At 59.6% G+C, this 24004-nt stretch carries 16 protein-coding genes; 4 read left to right on the top strand and 12 right to left on the bottom strand.

Annotated elements, in window-relative coordinates:
• Positions 1-83: 83 nt before the first annotated feature.
• The 10 genes from HF945_RS01610 to HF945_RS01565 all read right to left on the bottom strand — a co-directional run bounded on the left by HF945_RS01610 (position 84) and on the right by HF945_RS01565 (position 14339).
• Positions 84-1505 carry an FAD-dependent oxidoreductase gene (locus HF945_RS01610; RefSeq protein ID WP_290524048.1) on the bottom strand — a complete coding sequence of 474 codons (1422 nt, stop codon included), beginning with the start codon at positions 1503-1505 and terminating at the stop codon, positions 84-86.
• Between the two features lie 17 nt (positions 1506-1522).
• Positions 1523-5986, bottom strand: coding sequence for a glutamate synthase large subunit (gene gltB, locus HF945_RS01605; RefSeq protein ID WP_290524047.1), 4464 nt, complete (start codon positions 5984-5986; stop codon positions 1523-1525).
• Between the two features lie 163 nt (positions 5987-6149).
• On the bottom strand, positions 6150-7658 hold the full coding sequence (locus tag HF945_RS01600) for an SPOR domain-containing protein (protein ID WP_290524046.1): 1509 nt from the start codon (positions 7656-7658) through the stop codon (positions 6150-6152).
• On the bottom strand, positions 7648-8727 hold the full coding sequence (gene aroB, locus HF945_RS01595; RefSeq protein WP_290524045.1) for a 3-dehydroquinate synthase: 1080 nt from the start codon (positions 8725-8727) through the stop codon (positions 7648-7650). The genes HF945_RS01600 and aroB overlap by 11 nt, the downstream gene beginning before the upstream one ends.
• Positions 8728-8782: 55 nt before the next feature.
• The gene (aroK, locus tag HF945_RS01590) at positions 8783-9316 is read right to left on the bottom strand and encodes a shikimate kinase AroK (protein ID WP_366492402.1); all 534 of its coding nucleotides are present in this window, start codon (positions 9314-9316) and stop codon (positions 8783-8785) included.
• A complete protein-coding gene (locus HF945_RS01585; protein WP_290524044.1) occupies positions 9313-11475 on the bottom strand; it encodes a type IV pilus secretin PilQ family protein in 2163 nt (720 codons plus the stop codon). Before HF945_RS01585 ends, aroK begins: the two co-directional genes overlap by 4 nt.
• 20 nt (positions 11476-11495) lie before the next feature.
• Complete coding sequence (locus tag HF945_RS01580; RefSeq protein ID WP_290524043.1) at positions 11496-12026, bottom strand: pilus assembly protein PilP; 531 nt, start codon at positions 12024-12026, stop codon at positions 11496-11498.
• Between the two features lie 5 nt (positions 12027-12031).
• The gene (locus tag HF945_RS01575) at positions 12032-12712 is read right to left on the bottom strand and encodes a type 4a pilus biogenesis protein PilO (protein ID WP_290524042.1); all 681 of its coding nucleotides are present in this window, start codon (positions 12710-12712) and stop codon (positions 12032-12034) included.
• Positions 12709-13275 (bottom strand): PilN domain-containing protein, encoded by a 567-nt coding sequence (locus tag HF945_RS01570; protein WP_290524041.1) that lies wholly within the window; start codon positions 13273-13275, stop codon positions 12709-12711. Before HF945_RS01570 ends, HF945_RS01575 begins: the two co-directional genes overlap by 4 nt.
• Entirely contained in the window at positions 13272-14339 is a 1068-nt protein-coding gene (locus tag HF945_RS01565) for a pilus assembly protein PilM (protein ID WP_290524040.1), read from the bottom strand. The genes HF945_RS01570 and HF945_RS01565 overlap by 4 nt, the downstream gene beginning before the upstream one ends.
• Positions 14340-14538: 199 nt before the next feature.
• Here HF945_RS01565 and HF945_RS01560 point away from each other — a divergent pair, with 199 nt between their 5' ends.
• Positions 14539-17136: a penicillin-binding protein 1A gene (locus HF945_RS01560; RefSeq protein ID WP_290524039.1), complete on the top strand. Its 2598-nt coding sequence runs from the start codon at positions 14539-14541 to the stop codon at positions 17134-17136.
• Positions 17137-17238: 102 nt separating this feature from the next.
• On the opposite strand, the gene HF945_RS01555 is transcribed toward HF945_RS01560, so the two are convergent.
• Together HF945_RS01555 and rpmE are read right to left on the bottom strand one after the other, a co-directional pair.
• Positions 17239-18513 carry a malic enzyme-like NAD(P)-binding protein gene (locus HF945_RS01555; protein ID WP_290524038.1) on the bottom strand — a complete coding sequence of 425 codons (1275 nt, stop codon included), beginning with the start codon at positions 18511-18513 and terminating at the stop codon, positions 17239-17241.
• 112 nt (positions 18514-18625) lie between these two features.
• Positions 18626-18844 (bottom strand): 50S ribosomal protein L31, encoded by a 219-nt coding sequence (rpmE, locus tag HF945_RS01550; protein WP_290524037.1) that lies wholly within the window; start codon positions 18842-18844, stop codon positions 18626-18628.
• A 153-nt stretch (positions 18845-18997) separates the two neighbouring features.
• On the opposite strand from rpmE, the gene HF945_RS01545 reads away from it, so the two are divergent.
• The 3 genes from HF945_RS01545 to HF945_RS01535 all read left to right on the top strand — a co-directional run bounded on the left by HF945_RS01545 (position 18998) and on the right by HF945_RS01535 (position 23724).
• The gene (locus tag HF945_RS01545; RefSeq protein ID WP_290524036.1) at positions 18998-21172 is read left to right on the top strand and encodes a primosomal protein N'; all 2175 of its coding nucleotides are present in this window, start codon (positions 18998-19000) and stop codon (positions 21170-21172) included.
• Positions 21173-21302: 130 nt separating this feature from the next.
• Entirely contained in the window at positions 21303-23057 is a 1755-nt protein-coding gene (gene argS / locus HF945_RS01540; RefSeq protein WP_290524035.1) for an arginine--tRNA ligase, read from the top strand.
• 31 nt (positions 23058-23088) lie between these two features.
• Positions 23089-23724, top strand: a complete 636-nt coding sequence (locus tag HF945_RS01535; protein ID WP_290524034.1) for an SPOR domain-containing protein — start codon at positions 23089-23091, stop codon at positions 23722-23724.
• Positions 23725-24004 lie beyond the last annotated feature (280 nt).

Here is a 24004-nt window from a genome sequence, read left to right as displayed (position 1 = left end):
CCGCAAAGAATCTCTGCGGAGCCGCAACATTTCTGGCACTACTGTTTTAAAGCGTCTGGCGTCAGGCGTCCAGCGTCAACCGCTTATACATCCAGGTAATCCAGAATACCCTTGGCGGCTTCGCGGCCTTCCCAGATGGCAGTAACCACCAGGTCGGAACCACGCACCATGTCACCACCGGCAAAGATTTTCTCGTTGCTGGTCTGGAACGGGAATTCCTGCTTTTCGGCAGCGGTCACGCGGCCAGAATCGTCGGTATTCACGTTCTTGTCGGCAAACCAGTCTGCCGGGCTGGGACGGAAACCAAACGCCACGATCACTGCATCCGCTGGCAGGATCTCTTCACTGCCCGGAATCGGCTCGGGACGACGACGGCCGTTGTTGTCCGGTTCGCCCAGCTTGGTTTCAACCACCTTCACACCGACCACCTTGCCATCTTCACCGACCACTTCGATGGGCTGGCGATTAAAGAGGAACTGTACGCCCTCTTCTTTGGCGTTGGCCACTTCCTTGCGGGAGCCCGGCATGTTCTCTTCATCACGGCGGTAGGCGCAAGTGACAGAGTCTGCACCTTGGCGGATGGACGTACGGTTACAGTCCATGGCGGTATCACCACCACCCAGCACCACCACACGCTTGCCAGCCATGCCGATGAAATCAGCCTCGTCTTTCTCAAAGCCCAGGTTACGGTTGGCGTTGGAAATCAGGAAGGGCAGTGCTTCGAACACGCCATCCAGATCTTCACCGGGGAAACCACCCTTCATGTAGGTGTAGGTACCCATGCCCATGAAGACCGCATCGTAGTCGGCCAGCAGTTCGTCGATGGTGACGTCCTTGCCCACTTCCACGCCCAGACGGAATTCCACGCCCATACTTTCAAACACTTCACGGCGCTTGGCCATGACCGGCTTTTCCAGCTTGAACTCGGGAATACCAAAAGTCAGCAGACCGCCGATTTCTTCGTAACGGTCAAAGACCACTGGCTTGACGCCGTTTCGCACCAGCACGTCGGCACAGCCGATGCCGGCAGGCCCCGCACCAATCACGGCAACCTTCTTGTCAGTCCAGACCACCTTGGACATGTCCGGACGCCAGCCCATGGCCAACGCCGTGTCGGTGATGTACTTCTCGGTGGCACCGATAGTCACCGCGCCAAAACCGTCGTTCAGGGTACAGGCCCCTTCACAGAGACGATCCTGCGGACACACACGACCACAGACTTCCGGCAGGGAGTTGGTCTGGTGACTCAACTCCACCGCTTCCATCAGGTTCCCTTCGCTGATCAGTTTCAGCCAGTTGGGAATGTAGTTGTGAACCGGACATTTCCATTCACAGTACGGGTTACCACAGTGCAGACAGCGGTGCGCCTGATGCTCCACTTCCCGGGTTTCGAACGGGTAGTAGATTTCCTCGTACTTGTTCTTGCGGTCTTCAATGTCCTTTTTCTTCGGATCGTGTCGTGGCACGTCGAGAAACTGGAAATTGTTGTTCAAACGCTCAGCCATGTTCTCCCCAACCTCCGTTATGCCGGATTGGCGCGCGTGGAGTTCAGCAGGCTGTCCAGGCTTGCGGCCTTGGGCTTCACCAGCCAGAACTTGCGGCTCATGGCATCAAAGTTATCCAGAATGTACTGGCCCCATTCGCTGCCGGTCTCTTCAACGTATTCGCTGATCACACCACGCAGGTGGCTGCGATGAGACTCGGTGGCTTCGGAGCTGATGCGATGCAACTCGATCAGTTCCGGGTTGATGCGGTCGAAGAAGTCATTGTCTTCGTCCAGAACGAAGGCAAAACCACCGGTCATGCCGGCACCGAAGTTGTGTCCGGTACGACCCAGCACGGTGACACAGCCACCGGTCATGTACTCGCAGCAGTGATCGCCCGCACCTTCCACAACCGTGTGCGCACCGGAGTTACGCACCCCGAAGCGCTCGCCAGCCGTACCTGCGGCAAACAGCTTGCCGCCGGTGGCGCCGTACAGACAGGTGTTGCCGATGATGGCAGTTTCCTGACTCTTGAACGGGCTGCCCTTGGGCGGACGGATCACCAGCTTGCCGCCGGCCATGCCCTTGCCCACGTAGTCGTTGGCATCCCCTTCGATGTACATGTGCAGACCGCCAGCGTTGAACACACCGAAGCTCTGACCTGCGGTACCGGTGAAGCGAACCTTGATCGGCGCGCTTTCCATGTCCAGGTTGCCGTACTGCTTGGCAATCTCACCGGAAACCCGGGCACCTACGGAGCGATCACAGTTGGTGATCTCGTAGTTGAAGGAGCCACCAGACTTGTTGTCGATAGCCACTTTCATGTCATCAACCATCTTCTGGCTGAGCACGGCCTTGTCAAAGGGCTCGTTGCGGCTGACCTGACAGGAGGTCGGCTTGTCGGCCGGCACCAGGTCGTTGCGCAGGATCGGTGTCAGATCCAGCTTGCCCTGACGCGCGGTTTCGCCTTCCAGCACTTTCAGCAGGTCGGTACGACCGATCAGCTCGGGGATGCTCTTCACACCCAGCATTGCCAGCAGCTCACGCACTTCCTGAGCCACAAAGGTGAAGTAGTTGATCAGCAGCTCCGGAGCACCGATGTAGTGCTCTTTACGCAGATCATCACGCTGGGTGGCCACGCCGGTGGCGCAGTTGTTCAGGTGACAGATACGCAGGTACTTACAACCCAGCACGATCATCGGCACGGTACCGAAACCGAAGGACTCGGCACCCAGAATGGCCGCCTTGATAACATCCAGACCGGTCTTCAGACCACCGTCGGTCTGCAGACGGATCTTGTCACGCAGGTCGTTGCCACGCAGCGCCTGGTGCGCTTCTGCCAGCCCCAGTTCCCAGGGGGAACCGGCGTAACGGATGGAGGTCAGCGGGCTTGCCGCGGTGCCACCGTCGTAACCGGAGATGGTGATCAGGTCGGCGTAGGCCTTGGCCACACCGGAGGCAACCGTGCCCACACCGGGCTCAGACACCAGCTTCACGGATACCTGGGCATCCGGGTTGACCTGCTTGAGGTCGAAGATCAGCTGGGCCAAATCCTCAATGGAGTAGATGTCATGGTGCGGCGGCGGTGAAATCAGGGTCACGCCGGGCACAGAATGACGCAGACGGGCGATCAGGGTATTCACCTTACCGCCTGGCAGCTGGCCACCTTCACCGGGCTTGGCGCCCTGGGCCACCTTGATCTGCAGCACTTCAGCATTGACCAGGTAATGCGGGGTCACGCCGAAACGGCCGGAGGCGATCTGCTTGATCTTGGATACGCGCTCGGTACCGTAACGGGCCGGATCTTCACCGCCCTCACCGGAGTTGGAGCGGCCGCCAATACGGTTCATGGCGGTGGCAATGGCTTCGTGGGCTTCCGGGCTCAATGCGCCCAGAGACATGCCCGCGGAGTCAAAGCGCAGCATGATGTCCTTCAGCGGCTCCACGTCGTCCACACTGATACCGTCCACGTCATCCCGCAAGGCGAACATGTCGCGCAGGGTGGCTACCGGACGCTTGTTGACCAACTCGGCATACTCCCGGTACGCATCGTAGTCGTTGTCCTGGGTGGCGCGGTGCAGGGCGTGAATCACGTCCGGGTTGAAGGCGTGATATTCCTTGCCGTGGATAAACTTGAGAATACCGCCGGCATCAATGGGCTTGCGCTGCTTCCAGGCATCCTTGGCCAGGTTTTGCTGGTCGGCTTCGAAGTCCTCGAAACCGGCCCCCTGGATACGGCTGGCCACGCCACGGAAGCACAGATCCACCACCTCGCGGTCGACGCCCACGGCCTCGAACAGCTGGGCACCCCGGTAGGAGGTAATGGTGGAGATGCCCATCTTGGACAGGATCTTCATCAGGCCCTTGTTGATGCCCTTGCGGAAGTTTTTCTGCAATTCAACCGCATCACCCAGCAGCTCGCCGGAACGGACCATATCGGCAATCACGTCATAGGCCAGATACGGGTAGACCGCGGTGGCACCGAAACCGAACAGCACGGCAAAGTGATGGGAATCACGGGCCGTGGCGGTTTCCACAATGATGTTGGCGTCGGAGCGCAGCCCCTTCTCGGTCAGCGAGTGGTGCACCGCCCCGGTGGCCATCAACGCCGGAATGGTCAGGGTATCCTGACTGATCCCGTGGTCGGTGAGCACCAGTATCACCTTGTTGTCGCGTACCGCTTGCGCGGCCTCTTCACACAGGTCCAGCACCGCCTGCTTGAGGCCCACCTGCGGATCGTAGTGCAGGCTGAGCTTGGCCACATCGTAACCAGGACGGTCGATGTTGAGCAGGTTGGTGAATTTGGAATGCGACAATACCGGCGTGGACAGGATGGCACGATCGGCATGATCGGCGGTTTCTTCAAACACGTTCCGCTCGGCACCCACACAGGTTTCCAGGCTCATCACGATGGCTTCGCGCAGCGGATCGATGGGCGGGTTGGTGACCTGGGCAAACTGCTGACGGAAGTAATCAGACAGCTGACGCTCACGGCGGGACAACACTGCCATGGGGGTATCGTCCCCCATGGAACCCGTGGCTTCCTGGCCGGATTCGGCCAGCGGACGCAGCACCTGATCACGTTCTTCAAAGCTGATCTGGAAGAATTTCTGGTAGCTGAGCAGATCCTGGGGATCCACCTCGTCAGTACGACCCACTTCATGGTCGTAATCCGCTTCGATGCGCAGGGCGTTGCTCTTGAGCCAGTCACGGTAGGGGTGGCGCACTTTCAGACGGTTATCAATGTCCTTGGTGTGCAACACTTCACCGGTCTCGGTATCCACCGCCAGAATCTGGCCCGGCCCCACACGGCCCTTGGCCACCACGTCTTCCGGCTTGTAGCTGTACACGCCGATTTCAGAGGCCAGGGTGATGAAACCGTTCTTGGTGACCACCCAGCGCGCCGGACGCAGACCATTACGGTCAAGCATACAGACCGCATAGCGGCCATCGGTCATTACCAGGCCGGCGGGGCCATCCCAGGGCTCCATGTGCATGGAGTTATATTCGTAGAAGGCGCGCAGGTCCGCGTCCATGGTATCCACGTTCTGCCAGGCCGGCGGAATCATCATGCGCACGGCACGGAACAGATCCATGCCGCCGGACAGCAGAATCTCCAGCATGTTGTCCATGCTGGAGGAGTCGGAACCGGTACGGTTGACCAGCGGGCTCAGTTCTTCCAGACCCGGCAGCAAGTCGTTGGCAAACTTGCTTTCCCGTGCCAGTGCCCAGTTACGGTTACCCTGAACGGTGTTGATCTCACCGTTGTGGGCCAGGTAACGGAACGGCTGGGCCAGCGGCCACTGCGGCAAGGTGTTGGTGGAGAAGCGCTGATGGAAGACCACAATGGCGGTTTCCATGGCGTCGTCACCCAGATCCGGGAAGAAGGCCGGCAGATCCACCGGCATCATCAGCCCTTTATAGGAAATGACCGAGGCAGACAAAGAGCACACATAGAAGTAGCCGTCGCTCTCGATGGCCTGCTCCGCACGACGACGGGCAAAGAACAGGCGACGGTTCAGTTCCTGTTCAGTGTTGCCATCGGCGGCCACCAGCACCTGCCAGAAGCCGGGCAGGGAGGCGCGGGCCAGCTCACCCAGACAGGCGTCATCGGTGGGCACTTCGCGCCAACCCAGCACCCGGACGTCCTGCGCCTGAAGCGCAGCGTCGATGGCGGCTTTCTGCTTGTCCGCTTCATCACTGTCCGGGTGGGTGAAGATCATCCCCACGCCGTAGTTATCGGGCAAGTCGATGGACCGATCTTGCGCAACCTTGCGGAAGAAAGAATCGGGTTTCTTGAGCAACAGACCGCAGCCATCACCGGTTTTTCCGTCGGCATTAATGCCGCCCCGGTGGGTCATACATGTCAGTGCTTCGATGGCGGTTTGCAAAAGCTCGTGGCTGGCGTTGCCCTCCATATGGGCAATCAGACCAAAACCACAGTTGTCCCGGAATTCTCCGGGCTCAGTGAGCCCCCGCACCAGCGTTGAGTTCTGCTGCATCAAAACCTTTCCTCTTGAAATTCAGAGACTTACAGAAGGCAAATGGCGTCAGGCTAGCGGTGACGGCAAAAAAGGGATATGCATTCTACACATTGCAGGGTTGGGCGACAAATTGAACACGCGCCCAACCCGCAATTTTGTTTAAGAAGAGGGGACGAAAAGGCTAGAGTTCGCTCCGAATGTCGCCCATCTTGCGGGGAAATGGCCCAGCCTGCTGCAATTTTGCTGGCAGTGCGGATTTAGCATCCAGGGCAGCCTGACGACTGGAATACTCCCCCGCCAGCACCAGCCATACGGCCTTGCCGTTACGCTCGGCCCGGTAATAGGCCCCGTTACGGTCAATCTGCTCAAGCACTTGACGCGCCCCCTCCTGCTGGCTGGTAGCCGTGATCTGCAGGAACCAGCGGCTGTCATCCACGGTTGCGAGCCAGCCCGCGTGCTGATAGCCCTGCCCATCCACCAGCGGCGCCGGCCCGGTATCACTCGCGGGCGCCTCCTCCGGTGTCTGGCCTGACGAAGGCTCAACCTCAGCCTCACCGCCCCCCGCCTCAGGCGCTTCCGGCAGGGCCATCACGGTATCCTTCGGAGGGGGGGCAGACTGCATCACCGGATCGGACACCGGCTCCAGAATCACCTCCCCTTCCTCACGGGCATTGGCGTCCCGCGCGTCCAGGTCCTCTAGACGAGCCACGGGCTCCATCGTGGGCTGCAACGGCCGCCCCCCGGCATCCTCGCCCTCGCTGGCTGACGACTCTTTATGCTGGCTCACCCCGTCACCATTACCCTGTGGTGCCGGCAATGCAATGGATCGGGCTGCACTCTGCTCTTGCGGCGCATCCGAAGACAGACCGACCCACAGTAACAGCACCACGACCAACAGCCCGGCCACGGCAGCAATATGGCGCCAGGGGGGCGCAGCTCGCTCAGCCTCTTCTTCACCCGCTTGTGGCGGCGCATCCACAAACGCACCGTCGCCATGGTCATCCAGTTCATCAACCGGCTCTGGTTCGCGGGCGCCGAAACGCATCGTGTTGTCCGTTCCGGAGTCCGCTGAGACCAGAGCACTCTCCGGGGCAAGGGCGTGCAGAGTTTCACCCAGGTTCCCCCCTGCCTGCTCACACTGACTCTCTGACTCCGTGTCATCCAGCTCCAGACCAAGCACAAACCAGGCAAGATCCTGCACATCCTCAGCCATCAATGCCGGCAGCGTCAGCACATCATCAACGGCAAACCCTGCTGCCCTGACCGGCTCGACAAGCCCAGGCAGACCGCCAAAGAAATAGCCCAGTTTGCCACCCAGCTTCTGCTTCAGGGACGCCATGGTCGACAGCGCCTCAGCAGACAACTGCTCTGCGTTGTCGACCACGACCACAATACGGCCATCCACCAGAGCATGGCGGAGGGTCTCCGGCAGATCGGGACGCTCGATATCAAAATGGCGCAACAGGGCATCCACGACCACGTTGCCATCATGGGGATCCGCGCCATCAATGCGCACCACCTCCAGATCATCCAGCAGCGCCATCACAGCCTGGCCCAGCAGCGTGGAGACACCGCTGCCGCGCTCACCGTCCACAATCACCACAGAGCCCAGCCCCGCATGGGCGGTCAGCGCCTCCAGGTAATCTCCCCGGGATGCGCCACTGAAAAAACGGTCTTCATCAAACTCCACAAAACGCCTCCAGAGTCCTGTCCAGGGCTCCCTTGTCGTAGTCAGCTGTCACCACAGCCTGCCCCAATGCCTTGAGCAACACCAGACGAAGCTGGCCATTGTGCACCTTCTTGTCCATGGCCATCAGATCAAGAAACTGGGCAGGCGTCATGCCCTGCGGCACCGACACGGGCAGATTCCAGCTCGCCAGCAAGGTCGTCAACGCGTCTTCAAGGCCCGACTCCACCCAGCCGAGTTCACAGGACATGCGTGTCGCCATAATCATCCCCATTGCCACCGCCTCACCGTGCAACCAATGGGTATAACCTGTGGCGGTTTCCATGGCATGACCAAAGGTATGACCAAGATTCAGCAAGGCACGATTGCCCTGTTCCGTCTCGTCATCCGCCACCACCTGCGCCTTGTTCTCGCAACTGCGGTAAATAGCCTCTGCGATTAGCGCTGGTTCTCTGGACAACAATTTGTCGTTGTTGGTTTCCAGCCAGTGATAAAAATCCGGATCACGAATCAGGCCATACTTGACCACTTCCGCATAACCGGCGGCCAATTCACGAGACGGCAGGGTCTCCAGCACCCGCGTATCAATCAGCACCAGACGCGGCTGATAGAAGGCACCGATCATGTTCTTGCCGCGGGGATGATTGACGGCTGTCTTGCCCCCCACAGAGGAATCCACCTGGGCCAGCAGGGTGGTGGGCACCTGTATGAAGTCAACGCCGCGCTGGTAGCAGGCTGCCGCGAAGCCGACCATATCGCCGATCACCCCCCCCCCCAATGCAATCAGGGTGGTGGTGCGAGAGTGACGCTTGCTCATCAGCGCATCAAAGATCGTTTCCAGGGTATCCAGCGTCTTGAATTTTTCGCCATCAGGCAGAATCAGCGTATCGCACTGGATATCTGCAAACTGGGCGACCAGCCGGTCCAGATAGAGGGGAGCAATGGTGTCGTTGGTGATGATCATCACCTGGTTGCCGCGGACCTGCTCCGCCAGCGGGAAGCTGTCCAGCAATCCCTCACCAATGTGTATGGGGTAGCTGCGCTCGGCAAGAGCCACCTGAAGTGTGCGCATCGTCTCTCCGCAATCTGGTTGTCCTGATCAGGCTGTCAACGCCCGGAAGCAGACATTATCCTTGCCGGTGAGACGCCAAACAAGCCAACACATCATCCGCCACTTTCTTGAGGTTGCCGGACGCGGTGGAAACCACATGATGCGCCACCTCCCGATAGAGCGGATCACGCTCGGTAAACAGCGCCTCCAGTCGGGCCTGCGGATCAGCAGTCTGAAGCAGAGGCCGGTTACGATCATTACGGGTGCGGGCCAACTGCACCTCCACCGGTGTCCACAAATAAACCACGCAACCTCGATCATGAAGCAGTTGCCGGTTTTCCGGCGTGACAACCACACCACCCCCGGTTGCCAGCACGATACCCTGCAGGGCCGTCAACTCCTCAATGACCTCATGCTCTCGACGGCGAAAACCGGCTTCGCCTTCCATGTCGAAAATCCACGGAATATCGGCACCGGTTTTTTCCTCGATGACCCGGTCTGAGTCGTAGAAGGGATAATCCAGAATCTGGGAAAGGTGTCGGCCCAGGGTGCTTTTTCCTGCACCCATGGGGCCGACCAGTATCAAGGAAGGGTTACTATTTTCTATCACCGAGTTGCCAACGCATCCTTCATCAAGCGCGGCGTAATGAAAATCAGCAGTTCCTGCTTGCTGTCACGCTTGACGGTCTTCTTGAACAGATTTCCGATCCACGGCAGGTCACCCAGGAAAGGGGTCTTGGTAACCGCGTTGATCTTTTCCTGCTGGAAGATACCACCAAGCACCACGGTCTCGCCATCATTTACCAGCACCGACGTCTCTACACGGTTGGTATCGATGGCCGCAGAACCGTCTGAACTGAAGGAGTCATTGTTCACCTTCAGCGCCATGATGATATTGCCATCCGGCGTAATGTGCGGGGTCACCTCAAGGCGCAGCTCCGCTTCCACGAAGTCGATGGCAGTGGCGCCAGCATTGGTTGCGGTCTCAAACGGCACTTGCTGACCAGACGCAATCACCGCTGGCTGCTGGTCTGCGGTAAGCACTTTCGGCGTTGCCACCAGCTCACCATGACCTTCGGCTTCAAGGGCGGACAGCTCCAGTTCGATCAGGCCGGATGCCAGCGAGGTAAAGCCAACCGCAAACCGGGAAGCATCAGCAGAATCCACACCCAGATCCACGATCAGATCATCACCGTTCTCGATCTCTTCAAATTCGAAATCATCCGGACCGAAATCCACATCATCGGGATCAAGCGGCGTGTTACCACCAGCAATAGTGGCATCCACGTTGGTCTGGTGCAGGTTACGGATGGATTGCAGGCGGCCGGAGAACCCATAGGTCCGCTTGTCCTGCAACATGCTTTCAGCATCAAAACCCAGACCACCCCAACGCACACCGAATTCGTCAGAGATATCATTGGTGGCCACCACAACACGCGCTTCAATCAGCACCTGCTGCACCGGCACATCCAGCTGCTCGATCAGATCACGAATATCCTGAAGCTTGGCGGCCGTATCCTGAATGATCAGCGTATTGGTTCGCTGATCAACCACAACGGAACCGCGCTCGGAAACCAGCGCATCACCCTTGCCACCAGCATTGCTGATCAAGCCTTTCAGCTCACTGGCATTGGCATAGTTGATATTGATGTATTGGGTACGCAGCGGCGCCAGCGCCTCGATTTTTTTCTGGCTTTCCAGCTCCAACTGTTCGCGGGCAGCGATCTCATCTGCCGGCGCCACCAGCAGCACGTTACCCACCTGGCGCTTGTCCAGCCCCTTGGTCTTCAGAATCAGCTCCAGCGCCTGATCCCAGGGTACGTTCTGCAAACGCAGGGTAATACGGCCATCGACGGTATCGGACGCCACCAGGTTCAACCCGGTAAAGTCAGCAATCAGCTGCAGTACAGAACGCACCTCGATATCCTGGAAGTTCAGGGACAGCTTTTCGCCAGTGTATTCAAAGGCATCCTTCTTCTTGCGCTCTGCTTCAGCACGGGTAACCGGTTTAACATTGATGCTGAACTTGTTATCCGCCTGGTAAGCCAGATATTCCCACACCCCGGTAGGCTCAATCTCGATGATGGTACTGCCATCGGACACTTTCACATCCACCATCTGCACCGGTGTTGCGAAATCCGTTACATCCAGCTTGCGGATCAGATCATCTGACACGCCAGCCCCAACGAAGCGGGCAACGATACGCCCACCCTCTTCCTGTACGTCAACAGGAATGGACGCCTTGGAGAGATCAACGATGACGCGCCCCTCGCCTTCCTCACCCCGGCGGAAATCGACACCCTTGACCGCGGACTCTCCCGCAGCTGCCGTCGCAGCGGTAGCGGCCCTTTCGGACTGCTCGCCACCCAGCATCACCACCAGGGAATCGCCATCCACTTCAGTGGTGTAACCGGTCAACGAGTCCAGATTGAAGATCAAGCGGGTGCGATCTTTCGCTTCGACAATGGTCACGCTACGGGCATTGCCCGTACCAAGATTCTGACGCTTGCCGGACACATCCGTATCTGCCCCCAGCAGATCCAGTGCAATTCTTGCCGGCTGCTCGATACTGTAACCCTTGGACTCCGGCACACCTCCGTCAAACTTGAGGCGTACCTCCATGGCATCCCCGGACAAGGCGTTTGCTTCAATCGATTTCAGGGTAGCCGCCGCAGAAATCGAACTGAGGGCACCCAGCATGCCGGCCAGGGCCACCCCTACCAGACGCCGGGAAGCGCTAATGTTTTTCTTCATCTTTATAGTTTTCATAACTGGATCCCCAGCGACTGTTATTCGGTGATTGAAACGTTACTGGCACGTTCTACCCAGCCGTCACGACCATCCGGAACGACCTCGACAAGACTTACTCTGGCTTCGGACACCTGTCTGACCTTTCCGAAGTTTTTCCCCATATAACTTCCCGGACGCACCCGCGTTACGGCACCGGAAGGATCGGCAATCAATGCCTGCAACGGCTCACCGGGACGGGCAATAGTCCCTACCATTTTCAGCGCATCCAGCGCGAAGCGCTCCAGGTACTCCTTGGGCCTGCCCAGGTCAGGCTCCACCTTGCGGCCATCCGGCACAGCGATCAGCTGCTGATCCACCGGCGGACTGAACGGTGAACGCAACTTGTGCGCCGAATAGGCATAGGAGGCCACCGGCTTGAACTCCGGCGGCGGCTCAATGCGACCACGCGGACGCGCCTTGATCTCTTGCAGCCGCGCATCCAGCTCACCCAGATTCGCGCCTGAACTACAGCCTCCCAGCGAGAAAAGCGCAAGAAGCATAACGGGTAGTATCAGTATCTTATTCATCATGCCCCCTACTTTCTCTTGCCTTTACCGGCTTTCCGGGATTTACCGCCGCCACCGTCATCACTCGAATAGCGATACGTCTTGGCCGTGATATCAAGAAACAGCAGGCCAAGAGAGGCCAGTGATTCGTTCTTGGCCGGGCGGGATACGGTGTAGTCGTGCAGTGTCACAATCCGCGGCAACGCCGCCACACCAGACACGAATGAACCAAAACTGTGATAATCCCCAATCGCCCTGATCTGTATGGGCAGCTCGATGTAGAACTCTTTTTTCACTTCTTTCTTGAGAACAATTTCCTCGAACTCAAGACTGCTACCCAGACCGGTATGGGTAATATCCTCCAACAGCCCCGGCACCTCGGTATCTTTGGGTAACTGCTTGAGGAGCGCCCCGAAGGTCTGTTCCATTTCCGCCATCTGCTTGCGGTACTGGTCCAGGTTATGCGCTTCAAAGGCCTTCTTCTCGAACGAGGTCAGCAAGGTCTGTTCTTCCGCCCGCTGTTGTTCCAGCTGGCTGTGCATGTCCTTAATCACGAAGAAATAACCAAGCCCGACCACCAACGCCAGCACCAACACCGCACTGACAATCTTGACCGGTGTCGGCCAGCCGCCCACATTCTCGAAATCCAGGGAATTGACCTGATCGACCAGCTCCCTCAGATCCATGTTCTTCAACTCAGAGGCATTCATTTTTCTTCTTCCTCCTGGCCTGAGCGGGAAGCCTGTTTCACAGTCAGCGTAAAGCTGTTCACTTCCGTACCGTCGTTTCCGGCGCTGACATTGAGGAGGTTGGCCCCTTCAAACCAGTCAGACTGGTCCAGATTGCGCATCAAACGGGAAATCCGGTTATTGCTTTCGGCCAGCCCCACAATGGTGAACAGATCCCCCTCACGCTTGATTTCGTTGTAATAGACGCCATCCGGAAGGGTTTTCACCAGCTGGTCAAACACATAGACAATGGAAGGCCGGTTGCCCTGGAGACTTTGAATCACCTCCATACGAGCCACCAGTTCTGCCCGGCGCTCTTTGAGCTCCTTGATTTCCTTGATTTTCTCGTCCAGCTCGGCGGTCTTGGCCTGAATATGACTGTTCCTGGCGCGCTGGTCTGCGATTTGCTGATCAACACTCCCCTGCCACAACCAGAACAGCAGACCGCCCACCACGGCTGCCACCACCAGCAGGACGATGAATTCCTGTTGTTGCTGCTTGCGGCGCTCTTCACGCCACGGCAACAGGTTAATTGTTGTTGTCATTGCTCAAAGCTCCTCAGCGCCAAGCCGCAGGCAATCATCAATGCCGGGGCATCATTGGCAATGGCAGAGGCACTTACTTTATTGGCCAACGCCATGTCACTGAACGGATTGGCCACAGAACAGCTGGCCCCCACTTTTTCCTGGACCAGATCATCCAGCTCTGCAATTGATGCAGACCCCCCTGCCAACAGGATGTAATCCACTTCGTTGAACTGGGTAGAACCATAGAAGAACTGCAGGGAGCGATTCACCTGTTGAACCACCGCATCCTTGAACGGTTGCAGCACCTCACTTTCATAATCATCCGGGAGCTCACCGGTTTTCTTTGCCAAACCGGCCTCTTCCATGGAAATGCCATAGCGACGCTGGATCTCTTCGGTCAGCTGCTTGCCCCCGAACAGCTGCTCACGGGTATAGACGCTGCGCCCCTGATGGAACACATTCAGCGTGGTCATGGTGGCGCCGATATCGAAAACGGCTACCGTATCGAGCTCATCCGCATTGGGCAGACTGGGCCGCACCAGCTGGAAGGCTCGTTCCATGGCATAGGCTTCCACGTCCACGGCTTTGGCCTGCAGGCCACCGATTTCCACCGCATCGGTGCGCATTTCCACATTCTCGGTGCGCGACGCGGCGACCAGCACTTCCACACGCTCCTCATTCCCTTCCACCGGCCCGATGACCTGGAAGTCCATACGGACCTCATCCATGGGATAGGGAATATACTGGTCGGCCTCCGCCTTGAGCTGAGCTTCCAGGTCATCCTCACTCAGTGAGGCATCCTGTTCGATCAGCTTGGTGATAACTGCCGAGCCGGAAACGGCCACAGCACAGGTCTTTACCCCCGGGCGGGCACGACTGACCAATCGAGCAATGGCGTCGCCAACCCCTTCAACATCGGTAATATTTTTCTCGACAACCGCATTGGCCGGCAGGGGCTCAACCCCGTAGCTCTCGACCTTGTAACGGCCACCGGATTTGGACAGTTCCAGCAGCTTGACTGCGGTAGAACTGATGTCGATCCCCAGTAGTGTCTGGGCCTTTTTTCTGAGGAAAGGCAGCACTGTCGTCGTCCCGTCTGGTTATTATTGAAGTGTTTTTTCTTGCTAAAGATACACTTACAGGTTTTTTATGTCGAATTACTTTAGGTGTAAGTAATAGCAGAACAGATATTAGATCACAACAACCTTTCCACCATATAATGATCCACTTCACGGGCCGGCTAGGCCTTTCTACCGATCCAAGCCAGTAGTTGCCGAAAACATGCGTTTACCCACCTGGACCCGATTCCTCCTCCTCCTCGCCACGGCTGGCGCGGGCGGCGGCCTCCTTGTTCTCGCCGCCAGCTACCTCTATCTGGCGCCGCAGCTCCCGCCTGCCAACCAGATTCGCGAGGTGGAATACCAGATCCCGCTGCGCATTTACAGCCGGGATATGAAGCTTATTTCAGAGTATGGCGAAAAGCGACGGCAACCGGTTTCCTATGACCAACTGCCTGAGTCGCTGGTGCAAGCCATCCTTGCCGCAGAAGACGAGCGCTTCTTCAGCCACAACGGCGTAGACCTGAAAGGGCTGCTGCGCGCGGCCGTGGAACTGGCCCGCTACCGTGAGATCCGCTCCGGCGGCTCCACCATCACCATGCAGGTTGCTCGTAACTTTTTCCTAGGCAGGGAACAGCGATTTCTGCGCAAATTCAACGAAATCGTGCTCGCCATCCAGATCGAGCGGGTACTCAGCAAGGAAGAAATCCTCGAGCTGTACCTCAACAAGATCTACCTCGGCCACCGTGCCTACGGCGCCGAGGCCGCCGCGCAGGTCTACTACGGCCAGTCCATCAGTGAGCTGAGCGTCGCCCAGCTGGCCATGATTGCCGGCCTGCCGAAGGCACCATCCGCCTACAATCCGATCACCAACCCGGAGCGCGCCCTGGTTCGACGCAACTGGATCCTGCTGCGCATGGAAGAAACCGGCGCACTCACCCAGGAAGAACGGCTTGCCGCCCAGCAGGCCCCGGTCACCGCCCGTTTCCATGCCGCAAAACCGGAAGTGGACGGCGCCTACTTTGCCGAGATGGTGCGCCTGCAAGCCATGGAGTTGCTTGACGACGATCTCTACACTGCCGGCATCCGCATCGTGACCACCCTGGACAGCGCTCGCCAGGCCAGTGCCGTCTCCGCTCTGCGTGAGGGGCTGCACAGCTACGATGAGCGCCACGGCTATCGTGGCCCACTGGCCGAACTGGACACCAGTGAGCTGCCCGAACTGCCGGCACTCACTGCCGCCAGCACGGAAGCCGCGCCTGAACAGGAAACACCTCCCTCCAGCGAAGACGAGGCCGAGCTGAAAAAGACCATTACCGGTCTGGACCCGAACATTGCCGCCTGGGCAGACAAGATCAAGGACCGCTCCCGCATCGGCCCGCTCACCCCCGCCATCGTGACCACCGTGGCGGAAAAACAGGCAGAATTACTGTTCCGTGACGGCAAGCGTGCCCAACTGGACTGGGACGACATTCGCTGGGCCCGCCCGTTCATCAATGACAAATATGTTGGTGATGAGCCAACCCGGGCAAGCCAGGTAATTGCCCCCGGACATGTCATCTACGTTCGCCCCGTCGGCAGCAAGGAGGAGCGCCGCTGGCGCCTGTCCCAGCTCCCCCGCGCCCAGTCTGCACTGGTTTCTCTGGACCCGCACAACGGTGCCATTGAAGCCATGCAGGGCGGTTACAGCTTTTCCGTTTCCAATTTCAACCGGGCAGTGCAGAGCAAACGCCAGGCTGGCTCGGTATTCAAACCCTTCGTGTACACCTCTGCCCTGGAAAATGGCTTCACACCGGCCTCCATTATCAACGACGCACCGGTGGTGTTCGACGACGAGAAACTGGAAACCGCCTGGCGGCCCACCGGCGCCAGCGGCAAGTTTTATGGCCCCACCCGCATGCGCGAGGCCCTTTACCGCTCCCTGAACCTGGTCTCCATCCGTATCCTGCGCCAGATCGGCATCAGCCAGGCCATGGGCACACTGGATCGGTTCGGCCTGCCCGCCGACACCTTCCAGCGCGACTTGTCGCTGGCACTGGGCAGCGCCAGCGTGACCCCCATGGAAATCGCCACGGCGTACAGCATCTTTGCCAACGGGGGTTACCGGGTTTCACCCTGGGGCATCCTGCGCATCGAAAAGGAAAACGGGGATGTGCTGTGGAAGGCACCGGACGTTGTCCTGTGCGAGAGAAGCCAGTGCCAGGAAGCCGATGACGGCAACGTGACTCTGGCCCCAGTGGAGGCTCCGCCCTCACTTGCCCAGGTTCTTCACAGCGACGCCCCTGAGAACACAGAGGATGCCAACAGCGAAGTCCTCCCTGTCCAGCCGCCCCCGGTAATGGCACCGCGGGTACTGGATGCACGCATTGCCTGGCTGATGAACTCCATGCTTCAGGACGTGGTACGTCGCGGCACCGGCCATATGGCTAACTCGCTGGGCCGGCGCGACCTGGCCGGCAAGACCGGGACCACCAATGACCAGGTGGATGCCTGGTTCTCCGGCTACTCCCCGGCACTGGTGGCCACGGTATGGGTCGGTTTTGACAATCCCACCACTCTGGGCTGGGGAGAATATGGCGGCAAGGCGGCACTGCCTATATGGATGAGCTACATGGGCCCGGCCCTGGAAGGGGTTCCGGACCAGCAGCTGGAACAACCCCGCGGCATCACCACTGTCCGCATCAATCCTGAAAATGGTCTACTGGCACGCCCGCAGAATCCTGACAGCGTCACCGAGTACTTCATCGAGGACCAGCTCCCCGAGCTGGAGCCCCCGCTGGGCCTTGCCGGCGGCAACAACGCGCCGGAGCAAATTTTCTGAAGCTGGATGCCGGACGCCCGATGCCGGACGTGAAGGCATAAAAAAACCGCCCTTCGGGGCGGTTTTTTTCGTCAGGCGTCTGGCCTCAGGCGTCCAGCGTCCTCACAACTCCGGGAAGATCTCGTCCAGGGAGTTGAGCGGGTAGTGGGACGGGTACCCCTTGCGGGCCACTCCGCTATCCACCGCCGCCTTGGCCACTGCTGCCGACACCGTGCCCAGCAGACGAGGGTCGTTGGGCTTGGGGATGATGTAGTCAGCACCGAAGGTCAGCGGCTCACCACCGTAGGCATCCAGCACCTCCTGGGGCGGCGCCGTGCGTACCAGCTCAGCAATGGCGTGCACGGCGGCGATCTTCATTTCCTCATTGATCGAGGTGGAACGCACATCCAGGGCGCCACGGAACATGTACGGGAAACACAGCACATTGTTCACCTGATTGGGAAAATCGGAGCGACCGGTGGCCACAATGGCATCGGCACGGGCCGCCTTGGCCACTTCCGGGCGAATTTCCGGATCCGGGTTGGCCAGTGCAAAGATCACCGGCTTGTCGGCCATCTTCTTGACCATTTCCGGTGTCAGCGTATCGGGACCGGACACCCCGATGAACACATCCGCACCCTCGATGGCATCATCCAGAGTGCGCTTGCTGGTATCGTTGGCCAGCGCCGCCTTGTACTGGTTCAGGTCGTCACGGCGGCTGTGGATCACCCCCTTTCGGTCCAGCACCAGGATATTTTCCTTGCGTGCGCCCATTTCGATAAGCAGCCGTACCGACGCTACGCCCGCCGCACCTGCGCCCACGCATACCACCTTGATGTCCTCGATGCGCTTCTTCTGGATTTCCAACGCATTGATCAGGCCCGCACAGACCACAATAGCGGTACCGTGCTGGTCATCGTGGAAAACCGGCACATCACACTGCTCCTTCAGGATCCGCTCGATCTCGAAGCATTCCGGGGCACGGATATCTTCCAGATTGATGCCACCAAAGGTGCGATGGATGCGCATCACGGTATCGATGAAGGCCTGGGAGTCCTCGGAGTCCACCTCGATATCGAACACATCGATACCCGCAAACAACTTGAACAGAATCCCCTTGCCTTCCATCACCGGCTTGGAGGCCAGTGCCCCCAGGTTGCCCAGGCCCAGAATGGCCGTGCCATCACTGATCACCGCCACCAGGTTACCCTTGGAGGTAAAACGGTATGCCAGCTCCGGCTCCCGCGCGATCTCGCGCACCGGCTCTGCCACACCCGGGCTGTAGGCCAGACTCAGGTCGCGACTGGTCGCCGCCGGCTTGGTCACCTCAACACTGATCTTCCCGGGGCGCGGCTTGGCATGATATTCCAAAGCCGCCGCTTTCAAATCCTCGGACATGGTGGTCTCCGCTGGTCCCTGTGAGGGATATACACTGTGTACGCAAGGTCAATAAAGCAAAAAGCACCCTGAGGGTGCTTTTTGCGGGTCATGATGTGGCGAAGAGAGGTGTTTAACCTTTCTTGCTGCGCATCACGCCGAAACGCTGCTTGAACTTGTCGATCTGGCCGCCGCTGTCAGCCTGCTTCTGCTTGCCGGTGTAGAAAGGATGGCAGGCAGAACATACGTCCAGAGACATGTCACCCGCACGGGTGGAACGGCTCTCGATCACGTTGCCACAGCTACAGGTATAGGTAGCTGCCTGGTATTCGGGATGGATCTCTGCTTTCATGGTCTTGCTCCGGTATGTGTCGCTACCTGCCTCTCCGACAGGCACCACACGGCTTGCGTCTGTAAAAAAGAAGGCGAATCATAGCAGCTTGGCCCCAATCCGCAAGCGCCGCGGCATCGTTGCCGCCAGAACCACCCGATACCAGGAACCCTCGTGTCAGCCCGACCCACACTGCAAATTGCCCTGCCGGTTCCCCTGCCAGGGTTGTTCGACTATCTCTACAAAGGCAGTGAACCGCCCTCACAGGGCTGCCGTGTACAGGTACCATTTGGGCAGCGCACCCTGATCGGCGTGGTCCACGGACACGGCAACAGCGACTACCCGAAGCTCAAAGCCATCAACACCGTTCTCGACACCACTCCAGTTATACCCGCCGAACTGTATGCATTGTGTGAAAGGGCCTCTCGCTACTACCACTACCCTCTGGGCGAAGTGCTCAGCGACGCCCTGCCTGCCCTGCTGCGCCAGGGTAACGACCCGCAAGCCAGCCAGGAAAAACGCTGGCAGCTGACCGAGCGCGGCCAGCACGTCCATGACGATCAGGTCCGGCGCGCGCCCCGGCAACTCCAGGCCCTGCAGGTACTGAGAGAACACCCCAAGGGGCTCAGCAGCGCCATGCTGGGCGCTCTGGAAGTGAGCCCGCAAGCGCTGGCCAGTCTGCGTGACAAGGGATGGGCAGAGCAGATCCTGCTGGACACACCGATGCCGACCCCGAGGGAAGTGCTCGCCGAACCCCCATTGCCGGCCAACGGAGAACAGCGCACTGCCATTCATGCCATCCAGGATGCCAGTGGTTTCACGCCCTTTCTTCTCGATGGCATTACTGGCAGCGGCAAGACCGAGGTGTATCTGCAGGCCATGGCGCCGGTACTGGCCAGCGGTAAACAGGTGCTGGTACTGGTGCCGGAAATCGGCCTGACACCACAGACCGTACAACGCTTTCGCCAACGCTTCGGCGTACCCGTCGTCACCCTGCACTCCGGCCTCACCGACCGTGAGCGCCTGGACAACTGGCTGGCGGCCCGGGATGGCAAGGCGCGAATCATCATCGGTACACGTTCGGCCATCTTCACGCCACTGGATCAAGCCGGCCTGATCATCGTCGACGAAGCCCACGATGGCTCGCTAAAACAACAGGATGGCTTTCGCTACCATGCCCGCGACCTGGCCACCTGGCGCGCCCAACAGCTGGACATCCCGGTGGTGCTGGGCAGCGCAACCCCTTCCCTGGAAACCCTGCAGCTGGCCCGCGACGGTCGTTTCAGCTGGCTGAAACTGACGCGCCGGGCCACCGAACAACAACGCCCGCACATCGAGATTCTGGACGGCACCCTGGCGCCCCCCAATCAGCCCTTGCTGCCCACCTCCCTGCAGGCTATCAAGCAATGCGTCAACGACGGCAACCAGGCCCTGGTGTTCATCAACCGGCGCGGCTACGCCCCCATGATTCTCTGCCAGGACTGCGGCTGGCAGGCGGAATGCAAACGCTGCGACAGCTTCCTTACCTGGCACCGCAGCGAGAACAGCCTGCGCTGCCATCACTGCGACAGCCAACAGCGCGTCCCGGCCCGCTGCCCGGACTGCGGCTCCAGCGCCATCCATGAAGCCGGTAGTGGTACCGAAAAGCTCACTGAACTGCTGGAACAGTCCCTGCCCGTACCCATCATTCGGGTGGACCGGGACGCCACCCGGCGCAAGGGCGAACTGGACGCCAAACTGGCCACCATCCGCAAGGGGGAACCGGCCGTACTGGTGGGCACTCAGATGCTTGCCAAGGGTCACCATTTCCCGAAGCTGGCCCTGGCGGTCATTCTGGATATGGACGCCGGTTTTCTCAGTGCCGACTTCCGCGGCCCGGAGCAAGCCGCCCAGCTGCTGCTGCAGGTGGCCGGCCGCAGCGGCCGGGAAGGCAAGGGCCGGGTACTGCTGCAAAGCCGACACCCGGACCACCATCTGCTGCAGCTGGCCGCCAGCGGCGACTACCCCGCCCTGGCCAGTGCCCTGCTGGAAGAGCGGCGCATGGCCGCCCTGCCACCGTTTGGTCATCTGGCCCTGTTTCGCTGCGAGGCCATGACCCTGGGCAAGGCCATGAACTTCCTGCAGGAGCTGGCCGTGCAGCAGGTCGCCCCCGGGGTGAATGTGCTTGGCCCGGTACCCGCCCCCATGGAAAAACGCGCCGGCCGCTACCGCGCCCAACTGCTATTGCAAAGCCCCCAGCGCGGCCCGCTACACCAGACCCTGGACGCCCTTCTGGCCACCGCCCGCAGCCTGCCCCAGGCCCGCCAGTGCCGCTGGCACGTGGATGTGGATCCGATTGATATGCTGTGACAACGCATCACGCAGCATGCTCCACGCAACACGCCAAAGCCCCGCGTGATGCGTGATGCGTGTTGCGTGCTGCGTAACCAGCCCTTTTCCCGTACAATCGCCGGCCAGTCAAACGGCCCCGACGGACCCCATGAAAGAACGCCTGATTACCCTGATTGAAGACGCCCTCGACACCCTGATTGCCGACGGCACTCTGCCCGCCGATGCCAAGCGCCCGGTGCAAATCGACCGCACCAAGGACAAGAGCCACGGTGATTTCGCTACCAATATCGCCCTGATGCTGGCCAAGCCTGCCGGCATGAAGCCCCGCGATCTGGCCGAAAAGGTGATTGCCGCCCTGCCCCAGGACAGCGCCATCGCCAAAACCGAAATCGCCGGCCCCGGCTTCATCAATTTCTTCCAGGCCAGCGACTGGCTCAACAGTCTGCTGGATCAGGCCCTGGGCGACGAACATCTGTCCGTGGCCCGTCCGGAGCAGGCGCAGACCGTGGTGGTGGATTACTCTTCCCCCAACCTGGCCAAGGAAATGCACGTGGGGCATCTGCGCTCCTCCATCATCGGTGATGCCGTGGTGCGCACCCTGGAATTCCTTGGCCACAAGGTGGTACGCCAGAATCACGTGGGCGACTGGGGCACCCAGTTCGGCATGCTGCTGGCCTATCTGGACGAGCAGAAACACGAAGAAAGCGCCGCGGAACTGTCCAGCGAACTGAGCGACCTGGAAGGCTTCTATCGCGCCGCCAAGCAGCGCTTTGACGAATCCGAAGAGTTCGCCACCCGCGCCCGCGGCCTGGTGGTCAAACTGCAGGCCCATGACCCGGAATGCCTGAAGTTGTGGAGCGAGTTCAACAGCGTCTCCCTGAGCCACTGCCAGGCAGTTTACGATCGCCTCGGTGTCAGCCTGACCGCTGATGACGTGCGCGGTGAAAGCGCCTACAACGACGACCTGTCCCAGGTTGTCGCCGATCTGGATGCCAAAGGCCTGCTCAGCGAAGACCAGGGTGCCCAGTGCGTGTTCATGGACGAGTACAAGAACAAGGACGGCGACCCTCTGCCAGTCATCGTGCAGAAAGCTGATGGGGGCTATCTCTATGCCACCACGGATCTAGCCGCCCTGCGCTACCGCGCCAACACCCTGGGTGCGGACCGCATGCTCTACTTCGTAGACCAACGCCAGGCCCTGCACTTCCAGCAGATGTTCAGTCTCTCCAAGCTGGCCGGCTTCGTACCGGAAAGCACCGAGCTGTCGCACATGGGCTTTGGCACCATGAACGGCCCGGACGGTCGCCCGTTCAAGACCCGTGATGGCGGCACCGTCAAGCTCATCGACCTGCTCAACGAGGCCGAAGAGCGTGCTTATGCGCTGGTGAAGGAAAAAAACCCGCAGCTGGACGAAGAGGAACTGCGCAGCATTGCCCGTGCCGTGGGTATTGGCGCAGTAAAATATGCGGATCTGTCCAAGAACCGCAGCAGCGATTACATCTTCAACTTCGATCAGATGCTCAGCTTTGAGGGCAACACGGCACCCTATCTACTCTACGCCTACACCCGGGTAGCCAGCATCTTCCGCAAGGCCGAGCTGGACATGAGCCAGGTCAGCGGCCCGTTCCAGCTTCAGGAAGAGGCAGAACAAGCGCTGGCTGCACGACTGGTGCAATTCGGCGAAGTCCTGCAGAGTGTGGCTGACAAGGGCCTGCCCAACCTGCTGTGCCTTTACCTGTATGAGCTGGCAGGCCTGTTCTCCAGCTTCTACGAGCACTGCCCGATCCTCAACAGCGAGGATGAGGCCCTCAAGCAGAGCCGCCTGAAACTGGCCGCATTGACTGCCCGCACCCTGAAACAGGGCATGGAACTGCTGGGCCTGACGCCACTCGAACGGATGTAACTGACACCCCGACGCAATCCCAGGAAGGACCATGGCGAAGAACACCCGACGGGGCGCCAGCCGCAGCCCCGCCAAAAAGAAGAAAGCACAACGACAGGTACCCGGCTGGGTATGGCTGTTTACCGGCCTGATGGTGGGGCTTTTCATCGCGTTCCTGTTTCATCTGGGCAACACCCAGCTGCAGCAGGGCGGCAAACCCATCGCCGGCACCAACAAGCCGAAAGCGCAGACAGAGAAACCGGCGGCAAAGCAGGAGGAGCCCCAAACCGGGGATGATTCACCGCAATTCGATTTCTATGCGGTGCTGCCGAAGATGGAAGTCATTGTGCCGCAAAACGAATCTGACACCGGCACACGGAATACGGCCACTCGCAAGCCCAAGGACACCCCGCGTCAGACCAGCACGGAGTCTGGCACCCGCAACAGCAATGAAAAATACCTGCTCCAGGCGGGCAGCTTCCGGCGCAACGAGGATGCGGACCGTCGTCGTGCCGAATTGATCCTGAAAGGCTTCGAAGCCTCTATCCAGTCCGTGGATCTGGAAAGCGGCGACAGCTGGCACCGGGTCATGATCGGCCCCTACAACAACCTCAATGCCATGCACCGCGCCCAGGACCAACTGGCCAGCAACGGCATCGAAACCCTGCCGATCAAGATGAAAAAATAGGCCGCCTGACGCTGGATGCCTGACGCCCGACGCAAAGCCGCGACGGCCATCAAGGCAACAGCAGCGAGTCGCGAGTAACGAGTTTCGAAAACCGGAAATATTGCTTATCGTTACCCGTGACTCGCAACACGTTTGCGTGCAACAAAAACAATACGCACCCCCTCTGTGGGAGCTTGCCTGCAAGCGATTAGCCTCCAACCAATGCCGAATCGCTTGCAGGCAAGCTCCCACAGCAAATTCCACCTCCGGGTAACGGCATCCACCCAACGCCGGAGCGCGG

This window comes from Alcanivorax sp. (assembly GCF_017794965.1).
In the GTDB taxonomy this organism is placed as follows: domain Bacteria; phylum Pseudomonadota; class Gammaproteobacteria; order Pseudomonadales; family Alcanivoracaceae; genus Alcanivorax.
This window is presented reverse-complemented; position numbering and strand designations above follow the sequence as displayed.